The 17855-nt window shown below is 69.2% G+C and carries 17 protein-coding genes and 1 pseudogene; 7 read left to right on the forward strand and 11 right to left on the reverse strand.

Going from position 1 to position 17855, the window contains the following annotated elements; all coding sequences use genetic code 11:
- Window positions 1–68 precede the first annotated feature (68 nt).
- Window positions 69–419 (forward strand): STAS domain-containing protein, encoded by a 351-nt coding sequence (locus tag APZ21_RS17975; RefSeq protein WP_054814485.1) that lies wholly within the window; start codon window positions 69–71, stop codon window positions 417–419.
- Window positions 420–437: 18 nt separating this feature from the next.
- On the opposite strand, the gene APZ21_RS17980 is transcribed toward APZ21_RS17975, so the two are convergent.
- The 3 genes from APZ21_RS17980 to APZ21_RS17990 are packed head-to-tail and all read right to left on the reverse strand — an operon-like array spanning window position 438 to window position 3690.
- Window positions 438–878 carry a response regulator gene (locus tag APZ21_RS17980; protein ID WP_054814486.1) on the reverse strand — a complete coding sequence of 147 codons (441 nt, stop codon included), beginning with the start codon at window positions 876–878 and terminating at the stop codon, window positions 438–440.
- A complete protein-coding gene (locus APZ21_RS17985) occupies window positions 875–2524 on the reverse strand; it encodes a sensor histidine kinase (RefSeq protein WP_082393213.1) in 1650 nt (549 codons plus the stop codon). Before APZ21_RS17985 ends, APZ21_RS17980 begins: the two co-directional genes overlap by 4 nt.
- The gene (locus APZ21_RS17990; protein WP_082393217.1) at window positions 2485–3690 is read right to left on the reverse strand and encodes a PP2C family protein-serine/threonine phosphatase; all 1206 of its coding nucleotides are present in this window, start codon (window positions 3688–3690) and stop codon (window positions 2485–2487) included. Before APZ21_RS17990 ends, APZ21_RS17985 begins: the two co-directional genes overlap by 40 nt.
- Before the next feature lie 419 nt (window positions 3691–4109).
- Between APZ21_RS17990 and APZ21_RS17995 the strand changes: the two genes are divergently transcribed.
- A complete protein-coding gene (locus tag APZ21_RS17995) occupies window positions 4110–4802 on the forward strand; it encodes an ANTAR domain-containing protein (protein WP_239476696.1) in 693 nt (230 codons plus the stop codon).
- Between the two features lie 49 nt (window positions 4803–4851).
- Here the strand turns inward: APZ21_RS17995 and gatA are convergent, their stop codons facing one another.
- Window positions 4852–6324 (reverse strand): Asp-tRNA(Asn)/Glu-tRNA(Gln) amidotransferase subunit GatA, encoded by a 1473-nt coding sequence (gene gatA / locus APZ21_RS18000; protein ID WP_054814489.1) that lies wholly within the window; start codon window positions 6322–6324, stop codon window positions 4852–4854.
- Between the two features lie 49 nt (window positions 6325–6373).
- A complete protein-coding gene (gatC, locus tag APZ21_RS18005) occupies window positions 6374–6673 on the reverse strand; it encodes an Asp-tRNA(Asn)/Glu-tRNA(Gln) amidotransferase subunit GatC (protein WP_054814509.1) in 300 nt (99 codons plus the stop codon).
- A gap of 265 nt (window positions 6674–6938) precedes the next feature.
- Here gatC and APZ21_RS18010 point away from each other — a divergent pair, with 265 nt between their 5' ends.
- Window positions 6939–7589, forward strand: coding sequence for an ACT domain-containing protein (locus APZ21_RS18010; protein WP_054814490.1), 651 nt, complete (start codon window positions 6939–6941; stop codon window positions 7587–7589).
- Window positions 7590–7599: 10 nt separating this feature from the next.
- On the opposite strand, the gene APZ21_RS18015 is transcribed toward APZ21_RS18010, so the two are convergent.
- From APZ21_RS18015 to APZ21_RS18025, 3 genes are all read right to left on the reverse strand, one after another.
- Complete coding sequence (locus tag APZ21_RS18015) at window positions 7600–8109, reverse strand: GNAT family N-acetyltransferase (protein WP_054814491.1); 510 nt, start codon at window positions 8107–8109, stop codon at window positions 7600–7602.
- Between the two features lie 66 nt (window positions 8110–8175).
- Window positions 8176–8529 carry a hypothetical protein gene (locus APZ21_RS18020; protein ID WP_054814492.1) on the reverse strand — a complete coding sequence of 118 codons (354 nt, stop codon included), beginning with the start codon at window positions 8527–8529 and terminating at the stop codon, window positions 8176–8178.
- A gap of 45 nt (window positions 8530–8574) precedes the next feature.
- Window positions 8575–9795 carry an AAA family ATPase gene (locus APZ21_RS18025; protein WP_239476697.1) on the reverse strand — a complete coding sequence of 407 codons (1221 nt, stop codon included), beginning with the start codon at window positions 9793–9795 and terminating at the stop codon, window positions 8575–8577.
- A gap of 178 nt (window positions 9796–9973) precedes the next feature.
- Between APZ21_RS18025 and APZ21_RS18030 the strand changes: the two genes are divergently transcribed.
- Complete coding sequence (locus tag APZ21_RS18030) at window positions 9974–10327, forward strand: hypothetical protein (protein WP_156371157.1); 354 nt, start codon at window positions 9974–9976, stop codon at window positions 10325–10327.
- Window positions 10328–10442: 115 nt separating this feature from the next.
- Here APZ21_RS18030 and APZ21_RS18035 read toward each other — a convergent pair.
- A pseudogene (locus tag APZ21_RS18035) lies at window positions 10443–11129 on the reverse strand (S-adenosylmethionine:tRNA ribosyltransferase-isomerase); the annotation flags it as partial.
- A 47-nt stretch (window positions 11130–11176) separates the two neighbouring features.
- On the opposite strand from APZ21_RS18035, the gene APZ21_RS18040 reads away from it, so the two are divergent.
- The gene (locus APZ21_RS18040) at window positions 11177–12316 is read left to right on the forward strand and encodes a hypothetical protein (RefSeq protein WP_054814495.1); all 1140 of its coding nucleotides are present in this window, start codon (window positions 11177–11179) and stop codon (window positions 12314–12316) included.
- A gap of 4 nt (window positions 12317–12320) precedes the next feature.
- Here APZ21_RS18040 and APZ21_RS18045 read toward each other — a convergent pair whose 3' ends face one another.
- Window positions 12321–13025, reverse strand: coding sequence for a hypothetical protein (locus tag APZ21_RS18045; protein WP_054814496.1), 705 nt, complete (start codon window positions 13023–13025; stop codon window positions 12321–12323).
- A gap of 331 nt (window positions 13026–13356) precedes the next feature.
- Entirely contained in the window at window positions 13357–13956 is a 600-nt protein-coding gene (locus APZ21_RS18050; RefSeq protein ID WP_054814497.1) for a hypothetical protein, read from the reverse strand.
- A gap of 534 nt (window positions 13957–14490) precedes the next feature.
- On the opposite strand from APZ21_RS18050, the gene APZ21_RS18055 reads away from it, so the two are divergent.
- The gene (locus APZ21_RS18055) at window positions 14491–15363 is read left to right on the forward strand and encodes an alpha/beta hydrolase family protein (RefSeq protein WP_082393215.1); all 873 of its coding nucleotides are present in this window, start codon (window positions 14491–14493) and stop codon (window positions 15361–15363) included.
- Window positions 15356–17855, forward strand: a 2500-nt coding sequence (locus APZ21_RS18060) for a caspase family protein (RefSeq protein WP_162240348.1), incomplete at its 3' end; no start/stop codon positions are given. The genes APZ21_RS18055 and APZ21_RS18060, both read left to right, overlap by 8 nt.

Here is a 17855-nt window from a genome sequence, read left to right on the forward strand (position 1 = left end):
GCGACCCCGAGCGCACCGGAAGTGCGCGATGTTCCCGAGCGCACCGGCGGCGCCGAGGCGGTGGCCCGATGAGCTCCGAGGGCAAGAATTCGCTGCTGGACGTGGAACACACGACGGTACGGTCCACCGCCGTGCTGATGGTCACGGGTGAGGTGGACGTGGCATCGGCGCCGCGATTGCAGGCGGCCGTCGAGGAGGCGCTGCGCGAGCAGCCGCCGGTGCTCGTGGTCGACCTGTCCGGGGTGAGCTTCTTCGGCTCGGCCGGGCTGAGCGTACTGCTCGTCGCCACCGAGACCGCCCCGGCCGGCGGGCTGCGGGTGGTCGCCTCCGATCAGGTCCGCCGCCCGATCGAGGTCACCGGCCTGGACAAACTGCTGGCCGTCTTCGACACCGTCGACCGGGCCGTCGACGCGAACTGAACGCGCCGCGGCTGCCGCTCACCGCTGCGGCAGCCGCACCACCTGGACGAAGAAGTCATCGATCTGCTTGATCGCCGTTATGAACTGATCCAGATCGACCGGCTTCGTCACGTAGGCGTTGGCGTGCAGTTTGTAGCTGCGCAGGATGTCCTCTTCGGCGGAGGAGGTGGTGAGCACCACCACCGGGATGTGCGCCAGATCGGAATCGGACTTGATCTTCTCCAGAACCTGCCTGCCGTCGTATTTGGGCAGGTTCAGATCGAGCAGGATGAGATCCGGCCGCGGCGCGTCGGCGTAGGCGCCCTGGCGGTAGAGGAAATCCAGCGCCTCCTCGCCGTCGTGCGCGACGTGCAGCGTATTGCCGATTCGATTGTCCTCGAACGCCTCCCTGGTCATCAGTTCGTCGCCCGGATCGTCCTCGACGAGGAGGATATCGATGGGTCTGCCGTGCACGCTCACGCGGAATGCTCCTTGTCGGATGGCTGGTCTGAATCGAACAGGGTGAAAACGATGCGGGTGCCGTCCGTCTGTTCGCCGTAGGCGGGATCGAGCCGGATGCGCCCGCCGTGGTACTCGACGATCTTCTTGCACAACGCCAGTCCGATACCGGTCCCACTGTATTCGTCGCGACTGTGCAATCGCTGAAAGATGACGAACACCTTGTCGGCGAATTCGGGGGCGATACCGATTCCGTTGTCGGACACCGCGAATTGCCATCCCGCGCGCTCGTCCTCGACGCGCTCGCAGGTGATGCGGATGACCGGTTCCCGTTCGGGACTCTTGAATTTGACGGCATTGCCGATCAGGTTCTGCCACAGCATCACCAGCAGCGTCGCGTCGCCGGTGATCTCGGGCAGCCGCTCGGGGCGTTCGACGACGGCGGCGGAATCCTCGACGGCCGAGGCCAGATTGTCCAGTGCCTTGTCCAGGGTCTGATCGAGCGCCACGACCGTCGTGCGGTCGTTGACCCGGCCAACCCGGGAGAAGGTGAGCAGGTCGTTGATCAGCACCTGCATCCGCTTGGCGCCGTCCACCGCGTATGCGATGTACTGGGCGCCGCGCTCATCGAGCGCGTCGCCGTAACGCTTCTCCAGCAACTGACAGAACGAGGCCACCTTGCGCAGCGGTTCCTGGAGATCGTGCGAGGCGACGTAGGCGAACTGCTCGAGTTCGGCATTGGAGCGGCGCAGTTCGACGGTCTGCGCGTCGAGATTCGCCGCCTGCTCCTCGAGCTTGGTCTCCTGCACGCGCGAGGAGGCGAGTTCCTCGACGATGCGGCGGCGCATTCGCTCCACCGCCTCGGCGACCGTCGCCAGATCCGACGGACCGTGCGCGGTGATCTCGTGGTCGAAGTCACCGTCGGCGACCCGCAGCGAGGAGTTCTCGAGATATCCGAGCGGTTGGGCCACCAGACGCCGCACCAACACCATCAGCACCAGACCGGCCACCAGAATCGCCGCGATCATGCCGCCGAGGACGGCGTCGCGCACCGTCCGGGTGGTGTTCAGCTCCTTGCGATCATGGCGCGCCGCCGCGGCCAGGCCGTCGTTCTGCGCGGTGAAACGCGCTCGCAACTCGTCGAAGAGCACCTTGCCACGTTCGGTGGCCGCGCCCTCGGCCGCGGGCACGCCGCCCGCGGCGGGAACGCCCGCCGCCAGCTGTTCGGCATAGTCCGCACGCCAGCGCTGCGCGGCCCGTTGCACCCCGTCGAGATCCTCGAGCAACGGCGCGCGATCGGCCAGCAATCCTCGCAGCCGCGCCACCGAATTCGCCTCGTCCTGTTTGCCTCGGGTGTACGGCACCAGGAACTGGGGGTCGGCGGTGATCGCGAAACCGCGGATACCCGTCTCCTGATCGATCAGCGCGGCTTGCAGCCGATACGCCTCCGCCGTCGCGGGCTGGACGTGGTCGAGCAGCCGGTCGGCCGCCCGATTGCCCTGCGTGATCACCACCGAGCCGACGACCGCGCATATCAGCACCAACAGCGCTATGAGGCCGAGCACGACCTGAAACCACGCTTGAACGGTCAATCGACCCGCGAAATCCTTCCCCCGAACACCTGCACTCACCGCTGACCACCCCGGTTCGCCGCGTCTTGATTCCATCGCAGGTACATCACCGCCACATCGTCGGCCAGTCCGCCGTGTTGGGCGGCCAGCTTCTCCGCGCGCTCGATCAGCGCGTCCACGAATTCCGCGGGCGGGTGACCGGAAAGGTCACGCGCCAGCCGCAACAGCCCCGCTTCGCCCAAACGTTCCTGCCCCGAACCTATATGGCCCTCGAAAAGGCCGTCGGTGAACAGCAGCAGCCCGGTACCCATCGGCATCCGCACCTCCTGCGGCGGCCAATCGGCCTGTCCCGGTAGGAAACCCAGCGCCGGGCCGCCCGGCACCTCGATCATGTCGATCCCGGCGCCGTCGAAGACGAACATGCCGTGGTGCCCGGCGCGCAGCACCGACGCCGTGCGCCGGGCGGGGTCGAGCACGAGTGTGGTCACCGTGGCGAAGGTGCGCCGCCCGGTGCGTTCGGCCAGCAGCACCTCCTCGAGCACCGCGAGTTGGCGGGTGCCGGTGATACCGCTCAGAACCAGTGTGCGCCAGGCCAATCGGAGCGCGACCCCGATAGCGGCCTCGTCGGGTCCGTGTCCCGAGATGTCGCCGATCAGCGCGTGCACGGTGCCGTCGTCGTGCTGGACGACATCGTAGAAATCACCGCCGAGCAGCGCTCTGACCCGACCGGGCCGATATCGCGAGACCACGTCGATGACGCGCTCCCCGCGCAACAGCGGGGTCGGCAGCAGTCCGCGTTCCAGGCGCGCGTTCTCCTCCGCGCGCATCTGACTGGTGCGCAGCGCCGCCGCCGCCAGTTCGGTCTGCTTACGCTGAATGGCGTATCGGATTGCGCGGCCGAACAATTCGGGTTCGACGCGACCCTTGACCAGATAGTCCTGCGCGCCCGCGGCGACCGCGGCCAGACCGGTCTGCTCCTGGTCGAGGCCCGTCAACACCACCACCGGGACATGTTCGGCGTAGTCGTGGATGCGGGCCAGCGCGTCGAGTCCGTGCGCGTCGGGCAGGTTCAAGTCGAGCAGGACGCAATCGGGCCGCCGGTCGGCCAGCCGCGCGCACGCCTCGGCGATCGAACTGGCGCGAATGAGACGCAGTCCCGGCGCGCCGTCGGCGACCAACTCCTCCACCAGGAGCGCGTCGCCCTCGTCGTCCTCGACCAGCAATACCAGCGGTTCCGGCCGATGCCACACTCCCGCACCCATGTGATCCAGTGTCGCCTCGGTTACGGACAGGGGCGGCGGGACGCCCACACCGTCACTTCCGACCGACATTCGCACCGATCTCCTTCTCGTCCGGCGATGGATACTCACCGTCCTGGCACGGACGCGGACGCCACGGCCACCCTGGGCGAACGGCGAGGGAAGTCGACCGGATCACGCACGCGCCCGCGGTGCGGCGATCAGCACGCCGGTTCGCCACGGGATGGGCCGTCGTGGCCCCGCGTACGGCTCGACTGTCGAGCCCGAACTCATCAACACCTGGAGTACCCGGCCTTTCCGGATCAGCGGACCCCTCGGAGCCGCGGCTCCCATGAAGGGCTGACGTAGCCTAGCGGGTCGGCGACGACGATCGCAGCGGGAGCCCCTTCGACCTGCGCCGACGATTTGGGCATACTCGTGCGGTGACCGAAATCGAAGAAGTTCTACCGCTCGGCGACGAGGCGGCCGGACAGGTGCTCGGCGGCGGCGTTCCGCTCACGGCGGGTCGGTTCGGCTTCCGTTTCGTCGATCAACGGTGGGAATGGTCCGACGAGGTCGCCGCGATGCACGGATACGCGGCGGGCGAGGCCCATCCCACCACCGAGCTGCTGCTCTCGCACAAACATCCCGAGGATCGGGACTACGTCGCCGGGCTCATCTCCGATATGGTCACCAATTCGGTGCCCTTCTGTAGCCGCCACCGCATCATCGACACCGCGGGCGCACCGCACGAGGTGATCGTGCTCTCCGATCAACTCCTGGAGGACGAGGAGGTCGTCGGGGTCGAGGGCTACTACATCGACCTCACCGAGGTCATCGACGAGGAACGCAGGCAAGCGCTCGACGAGGCACTGCCGGATCTACAGGAGTCGCGGGCGGCGATCGAACAGGCCAAGGGCGTGCTGCGCTACGTCTACCGCATCAGCTCCGACCAGGCGTTCGGAGTGCTGCGGTGGCGCTCGCAGGAGACCAACACCAAACTGCGCGACCTCGCCGCTCAGATCATGACCGATCTGGGCACCCTCCCGGGCCCGGCCGTGCACACCCAGACCCAGTTCGACCATCTGCTGCTCACCGCCCACCAGCGCGTCGTCTCCGCGGACCGGGAGGACTGACCGTCCCCTCCCGGCCCGGCAGCGCACGGGCGCGGGAAGGGCGATTGGATCAGGCGATGGGTCCGCGGGCGGCCTCGTAGGCGGCGGCGACCCGGTAGAGCCGATCGTCGGCGAGGGCGGGAGCCATGATCTGGAGACCGACCGGCAGTCCGTCGTCCTCGCTCAGCCCGGACGGCACCGACATGGCGGGATGGCCGGCCAGGTTGGTGGGCAGGGTGCACAGGTCCGACAGGTACATGGCCAGCGGATCGTCGACCTTCTCGCCGAGCTTCCACGGCGTGAACGGACTCGTCGGCGAGACGAGCACGTCGACCTGTTCGTAGGCGCGGTCGAAGTCGCGGGTGATGAGCGTGCGCACCTTGAGCGCCTGACCGTAGTAGGCGTCGTAGTAGCCCGCCGACAGCGCGTAGGTGCCGATCATGATACGGCGCTTGACCTCCGGGCCGAATCCGGCGGCGCGGGTGGCCGCCATGACCTGTTCGGCACTGTGCCTGCCGTCGTCGTCGACGCGCAATCCGTAGCGCATCGCGTCGAAACGGGCCAGGTTGGACGAGACCTCGCTCGGCATGACCAGGTAGTAGGCCGACAGCGCGTACTCGAAGTGCGGGCAGGAGACCTCGACCACCTCGGCGCCGAGTTCGCGCAGCAGCGCGACCGCGGCGTCGAAGGAGGCGATGACACCGGATTGGTAACTGTCGGAGTGCAATTCCTTCACCACGCCGACCTTGAACCCGCGCAGATCCCCGCGCGCGCCCTCGCGGGCCGCGGCGACCACCGGCGGGATCGGCACGTCGCGGGAGGTCGAATCGCGCGGATCGTAGCCTGCGATGACCTCGTGCAGCAGCGCGGTGTCGAGCACCGTACGCCCGCACGGGCCGCCCTGGTCCAGCGAGGAGGCGCAGGCGACCAGACCGTAACGCGAGACGGTGCCGTAGGTGGGTTTGGTGCCGACGGTCGCGGTAACGGCGGCGGGCTGGCGGATGGAGCCGCCGGTATCGGTGCCGATGGCCAGTGGCGCCTGGTGCGAGGCCAGCGCCGCGGCCGAACCGCCGCCCGAGCCGCCCGGAATGCGCGAGGTGTCCCACGGGTTGCGGGTGGGGCCGTAAGCCGAGTTCTCGGTGGAGGAGCCCATGGCGAACTCGTCCATGTTGGTCTTGCCGAGAATCGGGATGCCCGCGGCCCGCAAACGCTCGGTAACCGTAGCGTCGTAGGGCGAGACCCAGCCTTCCAAGATCTTGGAGGCACAGGTGGTGGGCGCGTCGACAGTGGTGAAGACGTCCTTGAGCGCCAAGGGAACTCCGGCCAGCGGCGAGGCGGGCGCCTTACCGTCGGCCAGCGCCGCGTCCACCGCGGCCGCCGCGGTGAGGGCCTGTTCGCCGGAGATGTGCAGGAACGCGTGGATGTCGCCGTCCGCCTCGGCGATGCGGTCCAGATGCGCCTGGGTCACCTCGACGGAGGTGATCTCGCGCGCGTGGATCTGCTCGGCCAACTCGGCCGCGGTGCGGGTGGTCAGGTCGCTCATGCCGCCACTCCCGACCCCACGGCCCCGATCGCCACCGGATACACCGCGCTCATTCGCCCTCTCCCAGGATCTGCGGAACCATGAATCGCTGCTCCTCCACCGCGGGCGCGCCCGAGAGCGCCTCCTCCGGGGTGAGGCTCGGCCGGACCTCGTCGGGCCGGGTCACATTCGTCGCCGGATTCGGCGAGGAGGTGGGCGGAACATCCGCGGCGGCGACCTCGGAGATGGTCCGCACGTGGCTCAGGATCGAATCCAGCTGACCGGCGAACTGGTCCAGTTCGGCATCGGACAGCGCGAGCCGGGACAGCCGGGCGAGGTGTGCGACCTCGTCGCGGGAGATGGCGGGCACCGCGGGACCCCTTTCGGCATGGTTGAGCGTGGAGAATTCGGCCATCGGACAGCCTAGACCCCGACCGGGCCCGCACATCTTCCGCGCCCGGAAAGCGACGACACACCCCCTCGACTAGAGCGACACGCCGCCATGTCTCGAATTTGCCGCGTGGCGTTCCTCACTGGACGCAATTCGAGTCGATAACGGACCCTCCGGGGTGTAAGTATTGCCGGACCGGGGTATCCGACATCCACGCTCGGCCGGCCAGAGGAAAGGATCGCGCGTGTCTTATCTGCTCCGCGTGCAACTTCCGGATCGCCCGGGAAGCCTCGGCGCACTCGCGCTCGCATTGGGCTCCGTCGGCGCGGACATCCTCTCGCTTGACGTGGTGGAGCGCGGCGCGGGCTTCGCGGTCGACGACCTCGTCGTGGAGGTGCCGCCCAACTCACTGCCCGACACCCTCATCACGGCCGCCGAATCCCTCGGCGACGTGCACGTCGACTCCATCCGCCCGTATTCGGGCGTCCTGGACACCCACCGCGAACTCGAACTGATCGATCAGGTGGCGGGCGCCCGCGACGACCGCATGCAGGTCCTCGTCGACGGCGTGCCACGGGTGCTTCGCGTCGGCTGGTGCACGATCATCGACGTCGGCCCGCAGGGCGCCTACCGAGTGGTCGGCAGTCAGAGCGCACCGCAGACCCAGGCCGGTTCGGCGCCCTGGATGCCGCTGGACAAGCCGACATCCCTCGATTCCGAGGCGGACTGGGTGCCGCAGATCTGGCGCGACATGGACACCAAACTCGCCGCCGCCCCGCTGGGCAACTCGGGCAAGGTGCTGATGCTCGGCCGCCCCGGCGGGCCGGACTTCCGCCCCTCGGAGGTCGCGCGCCTCGGCTACCTCGCGGGCATCGTCGCGGGCGTGCTCGGCTGAGCCGGGGCAATCACCGCAGCGGTAGCCGCAGCACGGTCAGCGGGTCGCCCGCGTTGGTGAACCAGTCCCGTTCGGGGACCGGGCGAAATCCGAGCCGGTCGTAGATGCGGCGCGCGTCGACCATCCCGGCCATGGTGGTGAGCACCACCGCTTCGAATCCTTCCGCGAGGCCCGTCTCGATCACCCCGCGCACCAACGCCGTTCCCGCCCCGAGACCGCGCGCGGCCCGCGACACCGCGAGCATGCGGAACTCGATCTCCCCGGGCCGGGCGATGTCGGCGTATGCGGTGCCCGGACGCGCGACCGTCAGCGAGCCGAGAACCTCGCCGTCGCCGTCGGTCGCGACCAGGATCTGCGCGGCGGCCGCGCGACGGGCGGTATCGGCGAGTTCGTCGACATAGGGACTCGCGGACCGCACGTATCCCTCGCCCACGTAGACCTCGAGGGTCAGCGCGCGCACCGCCTCGAAATCCCCGGGGACGGCCGTGCGGATCGGCGGTGCGGCGTCATTGTCACCCATGCTCGGCATCCTGCCATCCGGCCGCGGCGTCGCCGAGCCGCTGAGCCGCACGTCACAGCCGTGCGGTCAGTCACCGAGGGCCGGTCCCGCCCCCGAGTCCACGACCCGCCATCGATTCGGCTTGCCCGCCGGATAGATCACCGACAGGTGGTCGCCAATGGCGGGCCAACTCCGCACATCCCACGCGAAACGTCCGTACACCACGGTGCCGGGGACCGTCGGACCGCTCAGTTCGCCGGTGATGGTCACGTACTGCAAACCCTCGGCATCAGGACGCGGACTGACCCCGGTCACGTAGAGCGAGCCCCGTTCCGGCTCCGCGCCGCCGAATCCGCCGCCACCGCCCCGACCGCGCCGGTACAGCACGAGCACGGCGATCAAGGTCGTGACCATGATGATCAGCATCGCGATTTCCAGCATTTCCCCACTGTATGGCCGCCGAGCGTCGTGGCGGCGCGCCTGCGGTCACAGCACCGCGAGTTCGCTGGTCCCGCGCTCGGTCCGCCGCACCTGCCACAGTGCGGTGTCCGCGCGCCGTCCCCGCCCGTCGCCGATCAGCCCGCGGTCGGCGGTGGTGAAGATCAATTGGGCCCCACGGACATTCGTCTCCGGCGCGCGGAACATGTCGATGAGTCCGCGGGTGAGTCCGGCAGGCAGCCGCGCGCCGATATCGTCGACGGCGAGCACCTTGCCCTCCTCCAGCGCCTCGAGCACGGCGGGCAGCAGCGACAGCAGCGACAGGGCGGCCGCCGATTCGTCGGCGATGTCGAACGGCGTCGCGATACCCGCGTGCACGAGGTTCAGCCCAACACCGCGGCGGGCGACCATGCGCGAATACAGCGCGTCGCGGGCGGCCCGCAAGGTGGTGAGCTCACGGGCGAGCACCAGCGCGGTGACACCGTGTTCACGCAGCAGCAGATCGGCGTGGCCGGGCGAGGTCGCGCACAGTTCGACCTGTTTCGCGGTGCCCGCGATATCCGCGTCGAGTTCACGCAGGTAGTCGGCATACATCGGGTCAGGATCGGCGATGAGCACATCGGTGATGCCCAGTTCGGCCGCGCGCAGCTCCCCCAGCAGCCGCGCGGCGCTGTCGGGGGAGCGCGACAGATACGCACCGAGACGGTGGGCGACCTCGGTGGGCTCCGCGGTCCCGCGCCGCACCTCCAGCACCGAGGAGAACCAGCGATAGGCGGGCACCAGCGCCTCGGCGTACATCTGACCGGCCAGGCTCAGCAGCAGCGCATTGGGCCGCACCAACGGGACCAGCGCCGCTATTCCGAAACGCGCCGCCTCGAACATGGGGCCGATCTTGATATCGATTCCGGTGCGCTCGAACACGATCCGTTTGCGCGAGCGCGGATGGGCATACAGCCATTCGGCGGCCACATCGGCGCTGTCGAGCTGGAAACCGTAGGTGTAGGGCACGCCCTCGGCCACGAAACCCGCGACGAATTCGCTGGGACGCTCGGGATACGCGAGATGCGGCACGCGCTCGGGCCCGGCGTATGGGTCCCAGCCGGTCACCGAATGCAGGACCGCGTCGCGCATCCGGGCGAGCGCGTCGACCAGACTCGATTTACCCGCGGCCGTCGCGCCGTGCACGGCGGTCACCGGCACGGCGATCGGTCCGGCGCCCCGAGACAGCCGCAACTCCTGTGGTTCGGCCAGCGAACGGTGATTGGTCACCCGAAAACTTCGCAGCATGGCCGACATACTTCCTGGCCGCCCGCCCTGTCGGGGTGCAACCCCACCGATCCGCGCGTCGTCGCCCGCTGCGACAAGCTCCGCGATCGGCGTTAGCATGCCTGGATGCGGCTGCCGGGCCGCGATATCGGGATGTGCCTGACAGGATGAGGGTTGCGCGATGGGAAGTACGGTTCGTCGTCTCGTGGTTCGCGGTGGCGTCGCCGCCGCGGTCGGGATGGGGTCGCTGATCGTCCTCGGCCCCAAGGCCGCCGCCGAGGCGCCCTGCCCCGACGGCACGGCCAGGGTCTTCTTCAACAACTCCACCAACACCTGCCAGAACGCCGGGACCGCCACCTACGCCGATCCCTGGGCCAGCCGGGTGTGCTCGACCTCGGGCGCGCGGGTCGTCATCGACACCACCGGTAAGCGCCGCGTCAACAAGCGCCATATCGAACTCGCCTCCGGCGGCTACTGCGCCCAGCTCGAACTCGACGGACAGCAGAGCGCCACCATCCAGGTGAGCCCGGCCTGACCCCGGCGACGGCATCCCCACATCGGACGCGAGCCGGACTCGGCGCGCGCCGCCGACGGCATCGCGGAACGACACACGCGCGCACACCGCGCCTCGATGTCGCGGCGCGCGGTCGTCACTCGCGCAGGAGCAGCGCGCTGTCGCCGAATTCGTGCCACAGATAACCGGTTTCGAGGGCCGCGGCGTAGACCGCGCGAACCAGGTCCGCACCCGCGACGGCCACCAACAGGTCGAGGTGCGATGCGCCGGGGGCGTGCCAACCGGTGATCAAGCCGTCGACCACCCGGGCGGACCGTTCGGGACCCAACACCAGTTCGGTCCAACCCGCAGCCGGGCGCACTCGGCCGGAGGACTCGACGGCCGATTCCAGCGCGCGGGTGACGGTCGTGCCCACCGCGATCACCCGACCGCCCGCGGCGCGGGTCTGCTCGACCTGTCGCGCGGTCGCGGCGGGCACCTCGAAACGCTCAGGACTCGGCGGCTCGCCGGTCTCCGGTGAGGAGACCCCGGTGTGCAGGGTGACCGGCGCCACCGCGATACCGCGGGTCACCAGGTCGAGCACCAGGCGATCGGTGAAGGGGCGTGCCGCGCTGGGCATTTCCGCACTGCCCGGAATACGGCCGAAGACCGTGGCGTAGTAGTGGGGCGACCACCGTTGCGGCACGTAGGCGTAGGTGATGGGTCTGCCGTGCGCCGCCATGAGTGCGGCCGGATCGGTATCGGCGTCGACGACCCACAACCGGCGCGCGGGCGGCAGCCACGGGCGGCGCAGCACCAGTCGCGCGCCGCCCGGCAGGAGTACCGCGCGCCGGCGGCGGCCATCTGGCCAAGGACCTCACCCTCTCGGCGATGCGCGGGTGGGCCGGGTGGGAGCAGGGCGCCCAGGCTCGTGAGGAGGCGGTGGTCGAGTGGGGCCGGGCGTCGACGACGAAGTCGGGTCGGTCGCTGCGCCCGGATCCGATGAGTGAGAAGGCCGCGATCGCGCAGTTGTCGCGCTGGTCGGAGTTCATGGCCACGATTCCGCTGGAGGACCGCGACGCCTGGTCGAAAGCCGCGTCGCAGACGGCCGGGCTGTTCGCGGTCGCGAGTCTGCGGACCGAGACCACACCGGGGCCGTTGGATCGGCTCGCGCGTCAGCTGGCGCGGGCGGCGCAGATGCCTGCGCATCAGCGGCGTCCGGAGCCGGTGCACGGGCCGGGGATGCGCGCGGTCGGTCGGATGTTGTGGGCGATGGGTTCACCGGAGGCCGCGACGCTGGCGTTGGTGGCGGCGATGGCCGACTGCATGGTCACCATCACCGACATGCTCGAGATGTCCGGGCGCGCTGTGCAGGCTCGCGAGATGGCCGGCCACGCCCGCCAGGCGCTGACCGAGATCCACAAACGCGCCGCCGGGATCGACCCCTATCGTCCGCATGTGCGCGAGCTCGGGTCTCCGGCCTGGGCCGCCGAGCAGCGCACCGCTGCGATCCTGAACCGTACGGACCGAGGCGCGGTGGAGGCCGAGATCGGCGAGCAGCACCGCATGTGGAACAACCGTCGAGTCACCGACGCGAACTGGTCGAACTATCAGCGCGTCGACGACCACGGGCACCCCACCGGTCCCAAACCAGCGGGCAAGCCCACCCGCACGTTCGTCGTGCAACGCCGGGTCGGGGTACCGACACCGCCGGGCAACACGGCGCGGATCACGATGGCCGCTGTCGAAGCCGCCGCGGCGAAAGCCGCAGCGGTCGAGGAGAAGCAGCAGCGCATCCGCGACCGCGCTCAAAGGATCTGGCGACTGGTAGGCGAGCGTCCGACCCGATCGCGGCCGTCGGTCGACGAGCGGTTCCCCGATCTCGATGACGACTCCTACGGCCAACCGCCGTCGAGCACACCGAACCGACCGGAGCCGTCGCGGTCGACACCGTCATCGAGGGAGTGGGAGCAATACCGGCCCCCGCCCGGTCGACCCGATCGCGGGCGCGGTGGCGGCATGGAGCGCTGACCGGCTACCGGTCGCCGCCGGTCCCGGCTGTCGTCTCCGAACTGGCGGCGCTGCGCTCCTCGGTATCGCTTTCGGCGGTTTCCTCGCTGTTGTCGTCGCTTCCGTCCTGCTTCCACCACACGTCGTCGACGTCCGGGGGCGCCGGGCGGTCGAAGAGATCGCGGCCGATGTAGTGGGTTGGCCTGTGGGTCGCCGCCTTCTCACGCAACGAGGCTTCGATCTGGTTGGGGATGATCGTGTCGAGCAGGACGTAACCGCAGACGCAGAGCAGCAGGAACACCGGTGGGACGGCGACGACGGTCATGGTCTCGCCGGTGCCCAGGTCGGTCGGATTGCGGGAGATCACCGTGACGTTCCCGACCACGCTGGCCACCGCGAATCCCGCCATCAGCAGCAGATAGAACCAGTGCAACGGCTTGAGACGGTCATGGGCCTCGCTCAGCCCGAACAACACAATGTAGGTGTAGGCAACCTGGGCGACGGTGAGCCCGACCACCACCGGCCACAACCAGGTCAGGTACTCCGGAACTCCGGCCGCTTTCGCCAAGGTGGCCGTGAAGGTGAACGACCCGATCCCAGCGGCGACGACCAGCGCGAGCGCCAGGCCCTGAAGAATCCGCGGCATCACGAACCAGACCTGCCGCGGGAAGCCGGAACGACCCGAGGCGGGGACGGGGATAAGGACGTCGGGGCGCGAATCGTTGCTCATCCGGGGTTCCTCCTACAGCGAGCGAGCACCGGGAAACCCGGTCTCACCAGCGTAACGACCACACCGACAGCCGACCTCAGCAATCATTCTGGCGGACAACGCATTCCGCGTACCCGCAGGGCTTGCACGACAGTGTCCGCGATCGTCGACCGCGCCTCGGAAGTGGTCGAAAAACCGGACATCGCCGCAAGAATTGCGGTGGGAGAGGGTATCGGCCTTATCCGGACGGGGTTCGATCTCGGTCCGCCGGAACCCTTTCGACGTTGCTGGGTCTTTTGGTGCTGCCGCACCCTCCCTCAGCGGGAGGGCTTGCCTCGGATATTCGTGCGGGTCACCGCAGGCGCAGGGTGCGGGAGACGATGAGCGCGTCGATCAGTTCTTGCGCGGCCGCGACGGTGGCGGCGTGCTCGCTGGTGGCCAGGCCGCCGTGGCGTGCGCGGCGGGCGAGTTCGTGCAACACCTCACGGGTACTGCGCGGGGAACCGAGCACCGTCGTGACGGCCTGGCGGTGCTCGGCGCCGCGACCCGGTGGTGGGGCCTTGGTCGGCGGTGGCGTTTCGGGGACCGGCGGGGCCTGAGCACCGAGAGCGTCGGAGTGCGCGACCCACAGATCGAACAACAGCGGTTGATACTGCTGGTGCCGCCACAGCTGCCCGTCGGTGATCGGCGGATCGGAGCGCATTCGACGCGCGAGTCCGCGCAGCGTCTTCTCGATCGCGAGAGGGTCGGACAGCACCCGATCGACGGCGCCGTCGGTGCTGGGTGGTCGACTGCGTTCGACCACGCGCTCGCGGATCTCCTCGCGGATTTCGACGACGCGACCCCGCTGTGGGCGGCGCGGCGTTCCTCGGACGCGAGTCGACGACACCGCGGCGAGCACCACAGTCGCGGCCGCCCACGACCCGAGGAAGCCGCGACACCGCGACCGCATCGAGGGCAGGTTCGGGGCTGCACACGACCAGCCTACGGAATTACGCCGGACGCAATTCCGATGAACGGTCGCCTCGATGCAAAAGGTGTGAACGCAGATGACGAAATGAGAGTGGGTGGTGAGAGATGATGAGGGGAAAAGTGGTGGTAGAGGGTGTTGCGAGTTCCCACGAAAATGTCAGTGGGAAATTCCCACTGCGATGTCAGTAGGGAGCCTGGCTTCAATCGTGAATCACGCTGTGTTGCTGGCTGGTTCGTGCTGAATAGTTGGCGCGGCAACGTGATGGTGCTGCACCAGCGAGCCCGTAGCCCCGTCCGTCGTGCGGGCGCGGCATCGCCGCCGGGCGAGCGCGGAGGGCTGATCGCCGTTCGGGTGGTTGATCGATGCGGGGGTGGTCATCGGGTTGGGGGGTTGTTTTCGGGGCGTGTCGGGCCCGCGGTGGGCTAGATTCCGGTGTGCGCTTGGTCCGCCGATGGCGTGGGAACCGGGGGCTGGAGATCTGATCGGCGGATCGGCGAGGAACAGGATGCTGTGATGGCGCGCGTGGTGTGTGTGCATGGGATCGGGCAGCAGGTGTCCGGGTGCGAGGTCATGCTTTCGGAGTGGATGCCCGCGCTGAACAGCGGGCTGGTGTTGGCCGGTGGCCCGAAGCTGACCGAGACTGAGGTCGCGGCGGCGTTCTACGGTGACTTGTTCCGTCCACCCGGGCAGCCGTTGTCGGGGCCGGAGCCGTGGTACGACGCGGACGACGTCGACGAGGGGTTGGAGCAGGAGCTGCTGACCGCGTGGTGGCGAGACGTCGCGGCGACCGATCCGGCGGTGCAGGTGCCCGATGAGGGGAGTTTGGGGCGGGCGCCGCTGTCGGTGCAGCGGATGCTCGAGCAGTTGGCCGATTCGCGGTTCTTTGCTGGGATCGCGTTGCGGTCGATGGTCGGCAATCTCAAGCAGGTCCGCCGCGTGCTCACCGAACCCGCGCTGCGCCAGCAGATCCGCGAGCGGGTCCGGGCACAGATCAGCGACGACACCCGCGTTGTGGTGGCGCATTCGCTCGGCTCGGTGGTCGCCTACGAAACCTTCTGCGCCACACCGGGACACCCGGTCCGGGCGTTGATCACGTTGGGGTCGCCGCTGGGGATCCCAAACCTGATCTTCCACCGTCTCGACCCCGCTCCCGTCGCCGGGCGCGGTGCCTGGCCCGGCGGGCAGGATCTGGTGTGGCGCAACTTCGCCGATGCCGGGGATGTGGTGGCGTTGGTGAAACAACTGAACCCGTTGTTCGGTGACACGTTCTCCCGGCGGGTGTGGGACACGTTGGTGCACAACGGTTCTCACGCGCATTCCGCGGCACCGTATCTGACCGAGAAACTCGTCGGTGAGGCGATCGCCGAGAGGCTGCACGGTGGCTGACGGTGCCGCAAACCCGCGGCGGTTCCTGATCGCGGCCGCGGTCGCGAAACTCGCCGTCGACGGATCGGGGTGGGACCGGCCGGGGCTGCGGCAGGCGCGGGAGCAGGTCGCGGCGCTGTTCACGCAGCGGTTCGGTTACACCCTGGTCGATACGGTGGGGATGGACCCGACCGCGGACGAGTTGCTGGACGCGATCGATGAGTTCTGCCGCGATCCCGATCGCCGACCCGAGGATGTGCTGGCGGTGTATTTCACCGGGCACGGCCATCGTCTCGATCACACCGGCGAGCACGTGCTAGTCAGCGCCGACACCCGCCCCGACCGGCTGCACCGCGCTCCCCGCACCGCCGACCTCGCTCGAGTCGCGCTCTACGACACCCCGATTCGTCGGTTTCTGTTGTTGCTGGACACCTGCCACTCGGGCAAGGGCGGCGCCGAGGTCGCCGCGGCGGCGCTGGGCGATTACACCCGCCATTGGGGTCGCGACGAACCCGGCAGCGGGATCGTGATCCTCAGCTCGGCCCAGCCGCGTCAGCTCGCCGAGGCCGGGCTGTTTCCCCGCATGCTCACCGCGGCCGCCGAGTCCCTCGCCCCGGCCGGGCACAGCCCCGAAACCGTGACCGTCGCCGCGTTGGTCGCCGAGATGCGTAAAACCGCGGTGGATCCCGCACGCCAAGCCGTCATCGCCGACAGCGTCCGTTGCACCGCCGGGGAACCACCGTTTCTGCACAACCCGCACCATCGCCGCGGCGGCACCGATATCGACTTGGCGTTGCAGCGGGCCCGAAAATGGGAGGAACACGCCGCGCGCCGCGAGGTCGAGTTCCGCACCCGCCTGCTGATGCGGGCGATGGGCAACCACGACGGCAAGGGCTGGTGGTTCTGCGGCCGCCGCACCACCCTGACCGAGATCACCGCCTGGCTCACCCACCCCGACCCGGCGCGTCCGCTGCTCGCGGTCACCGGTGACCCCGGCTCGGGCAAGACCGCGGTCCTCGGGCTCATCGCCACCCTCACCCACCCCGAGTACCGGCGCACCGTACCTCTGCACACCCTGAACCTCCCGCGTGACGCGATCCCGGCGGCGGGGGCCGTCGATGTCGCGATCTACGCCCAGAACCTCACCACCGACCAGGTCCGCGACGGGATCGCCGCCGTAGCGCAGCGCACCGCGAGCACGGTCGGGGAACTCGCCGACGCCCTCCTGGCCCGGGGCACCCCGCTCACCGTACTGATCGATGGGCTCGACGAGGCCGCCGACCCGCGTCAGCTGATTCGGGAACTGCTGCGCCCGCTGCTCGAGCACTCGGGTGACCGGATTCGGCTGCTGGTCGGGACCCGCCCGTTCCTGCTCGACGAGTTCGGTGTGGATCGCGCGTCGGCGCTGGATCTGGACGCGCCCCGCTACGCCGACCTCGACGCGCTGCACACCTACGCGGTGCGCGGGCTGGTGGAAGCCGAACCGAACAGCATTTACCTGCACCAGCCGCCCGCGGTGATCCGGGCGGTCGCCGCCGCGGTCGCCGAACAAGCCGCACCGTCGTTCCTGGTCGCCCGCATCGTGTCCGCCACCTTGTCCGCCGACCCCCACCTACCCGACCCACACGATCCCGTCTGGCGCGCTTCCCTGCCCGCCATGCCCGGCGAGGCCATGCACCGCGACCTCGACAAGCGCCTCGGTGACGACGCCGCCCGTGCACGAGATCTGTTGCGACCGTTGGCGTTCGCGCAAGGTCAGGGTTTGCCGTGGGAAGATCTGTGGGCGCCGATCGCCTCCGCGATCGCGGGCCTCACCTACACCGACGAGGACCTGACGTGGCTGCGCCGCACGGCCGGCTCCTACGTCGTGGAAGCCACCGAGAACGGCCGCTCCGCCTACCGCCTCTACCACCAAGCCCTCGCCGAACACCTCGCCCACGACCACGATCCGCGCGTCGTGCACGCGGTGTTCACAACCGTGTTGCGGGCGCGGGTGCCGCTCGGTGCCGACGGGCGCCGGGACTGGGCCCACGCCCACCCATACACCCTGCGTCATTTGTCCACCCACGCCGCCCACGCGGGACAGATCGACGAGGTGATCACCGACATGGACTACCTCGTTCACGCCGAACCCGCCCCCCTGCTCACCGCCGTGCACCGCATCGAAAGCCAAGACGGGCTGCTGACCCGCGCGCTGTACCGCTGCTCGGCCGCCCATCACCAGCACCTACCACCGGAGCGCCGCCGACAAGTCCTGGCCATCGACGCCGCCCGCTTCGGCGCGGCTCGACGACAACAGCAGCTCAACCATGGCTTGCAGTGGCAAACGCGCTGGGCCACAGGCGGACTCGCCGACATGGCTCACCGCGCAACGCTTACCGGCCACACCGGTTCGGTGCACGCGGTGGCGTGTGCCGAGATCGACGGCCGTCCGGTCGCGGTCACCGGCAGCGACGACCACACCGTGCGGGTGTGGGATTTGACCACGAGCACTCAACTCGGCGAACTCGCCG

The sequence above is a fragment of the Nocardia arizonensis genome, from assembly GCF_001310275.1.
Lineage (GTDB): Bacteria > Actinomycetota > Actinomycetes > Mycobacteriales > Mycobacteriaceae > Nocardia > Nocardia arizonensis.

Bases quoted from the DNA above. Each gene is read 5' to 3' on its own strand.
- APZ21_RS17975 (WP_054814485.1), top strand. From the start codon at position 69: ATGAGCTCCGAGGGCAAGAATTCGCTGCTGGACGTGGAACACACGACG.
- APZ21_RS17985 (WP_082393213.1), bottom strand. From the start codon at position 2,524: ATGGAATCAAGACGCGGCGAACCGGGGTGGTCAGCGGTGAGTGCAGGT.
- APZ21_RS17990 (WP_082393217.1), bottom strand. From the start codon at position 3,690: ATGGGTGCGGGAGTGTGGCATCGGCCGGAACCGCTGGTATTGCTGGTC.
- gatA (WP_054814489.1), bottom strand. From the start codon at position 6,324: ATGAGCGACCTGACCACCCGCACCGCGGCCGAGTTGGCCGAGCAGATC.
- APZ21_RS18015 (WP_054814491.1), bottom strand. From the start codon at position 8,109: ATGGGTGACAATGACGCCGCACCGCCGATCCGCACGGCCGTCCCCGGG.
- APZ21_RS18020 (WP_054814492.1), bottom strand. From the start codon at position 8,529: ATGCTGGAAATCGCGATGCTGATCATCATGGTCACGACCTTGATCGCC.
- APZ21_RS18030 (WP_156371157.1), top strand. From the start codon at position 9,974: ATGGGAAGTACGGTTCGTCGTCTCGTGGTTCGCGGTGGCGTCGCCGCC.
- APZ21_RS18040 (WP_054814495.1), top strand. From the start codon at position 11,177: ATGCGCGGGTGGGCCGGGTGGGAGCAGGGCGCCCAGGCTCGTGAGGAG.
- APZ21_RS18045 (WP_054814496.1), bottom strand. From the start codon at position 13,025: ATGAGCAACGATTCGCGCCCCGACGTCCTTATCCCCGTCCCCGCCTCG.
- APZ21_RS18050 (WP_054814497.1), bottom strand. From the start codon at position 13,956: ATGCGGTCGCGGTGTCGCGGCTTCCTCGGGTCGTGGGCGGCCGCGACT.
- APZ21_RS18055 (WP_082393215.1), top strand. From the start codon at position 14,491: ATGGCGCGCGTGGTGTGTGTGCATGGGATCGGGCAGCAGGTGTCCGGG.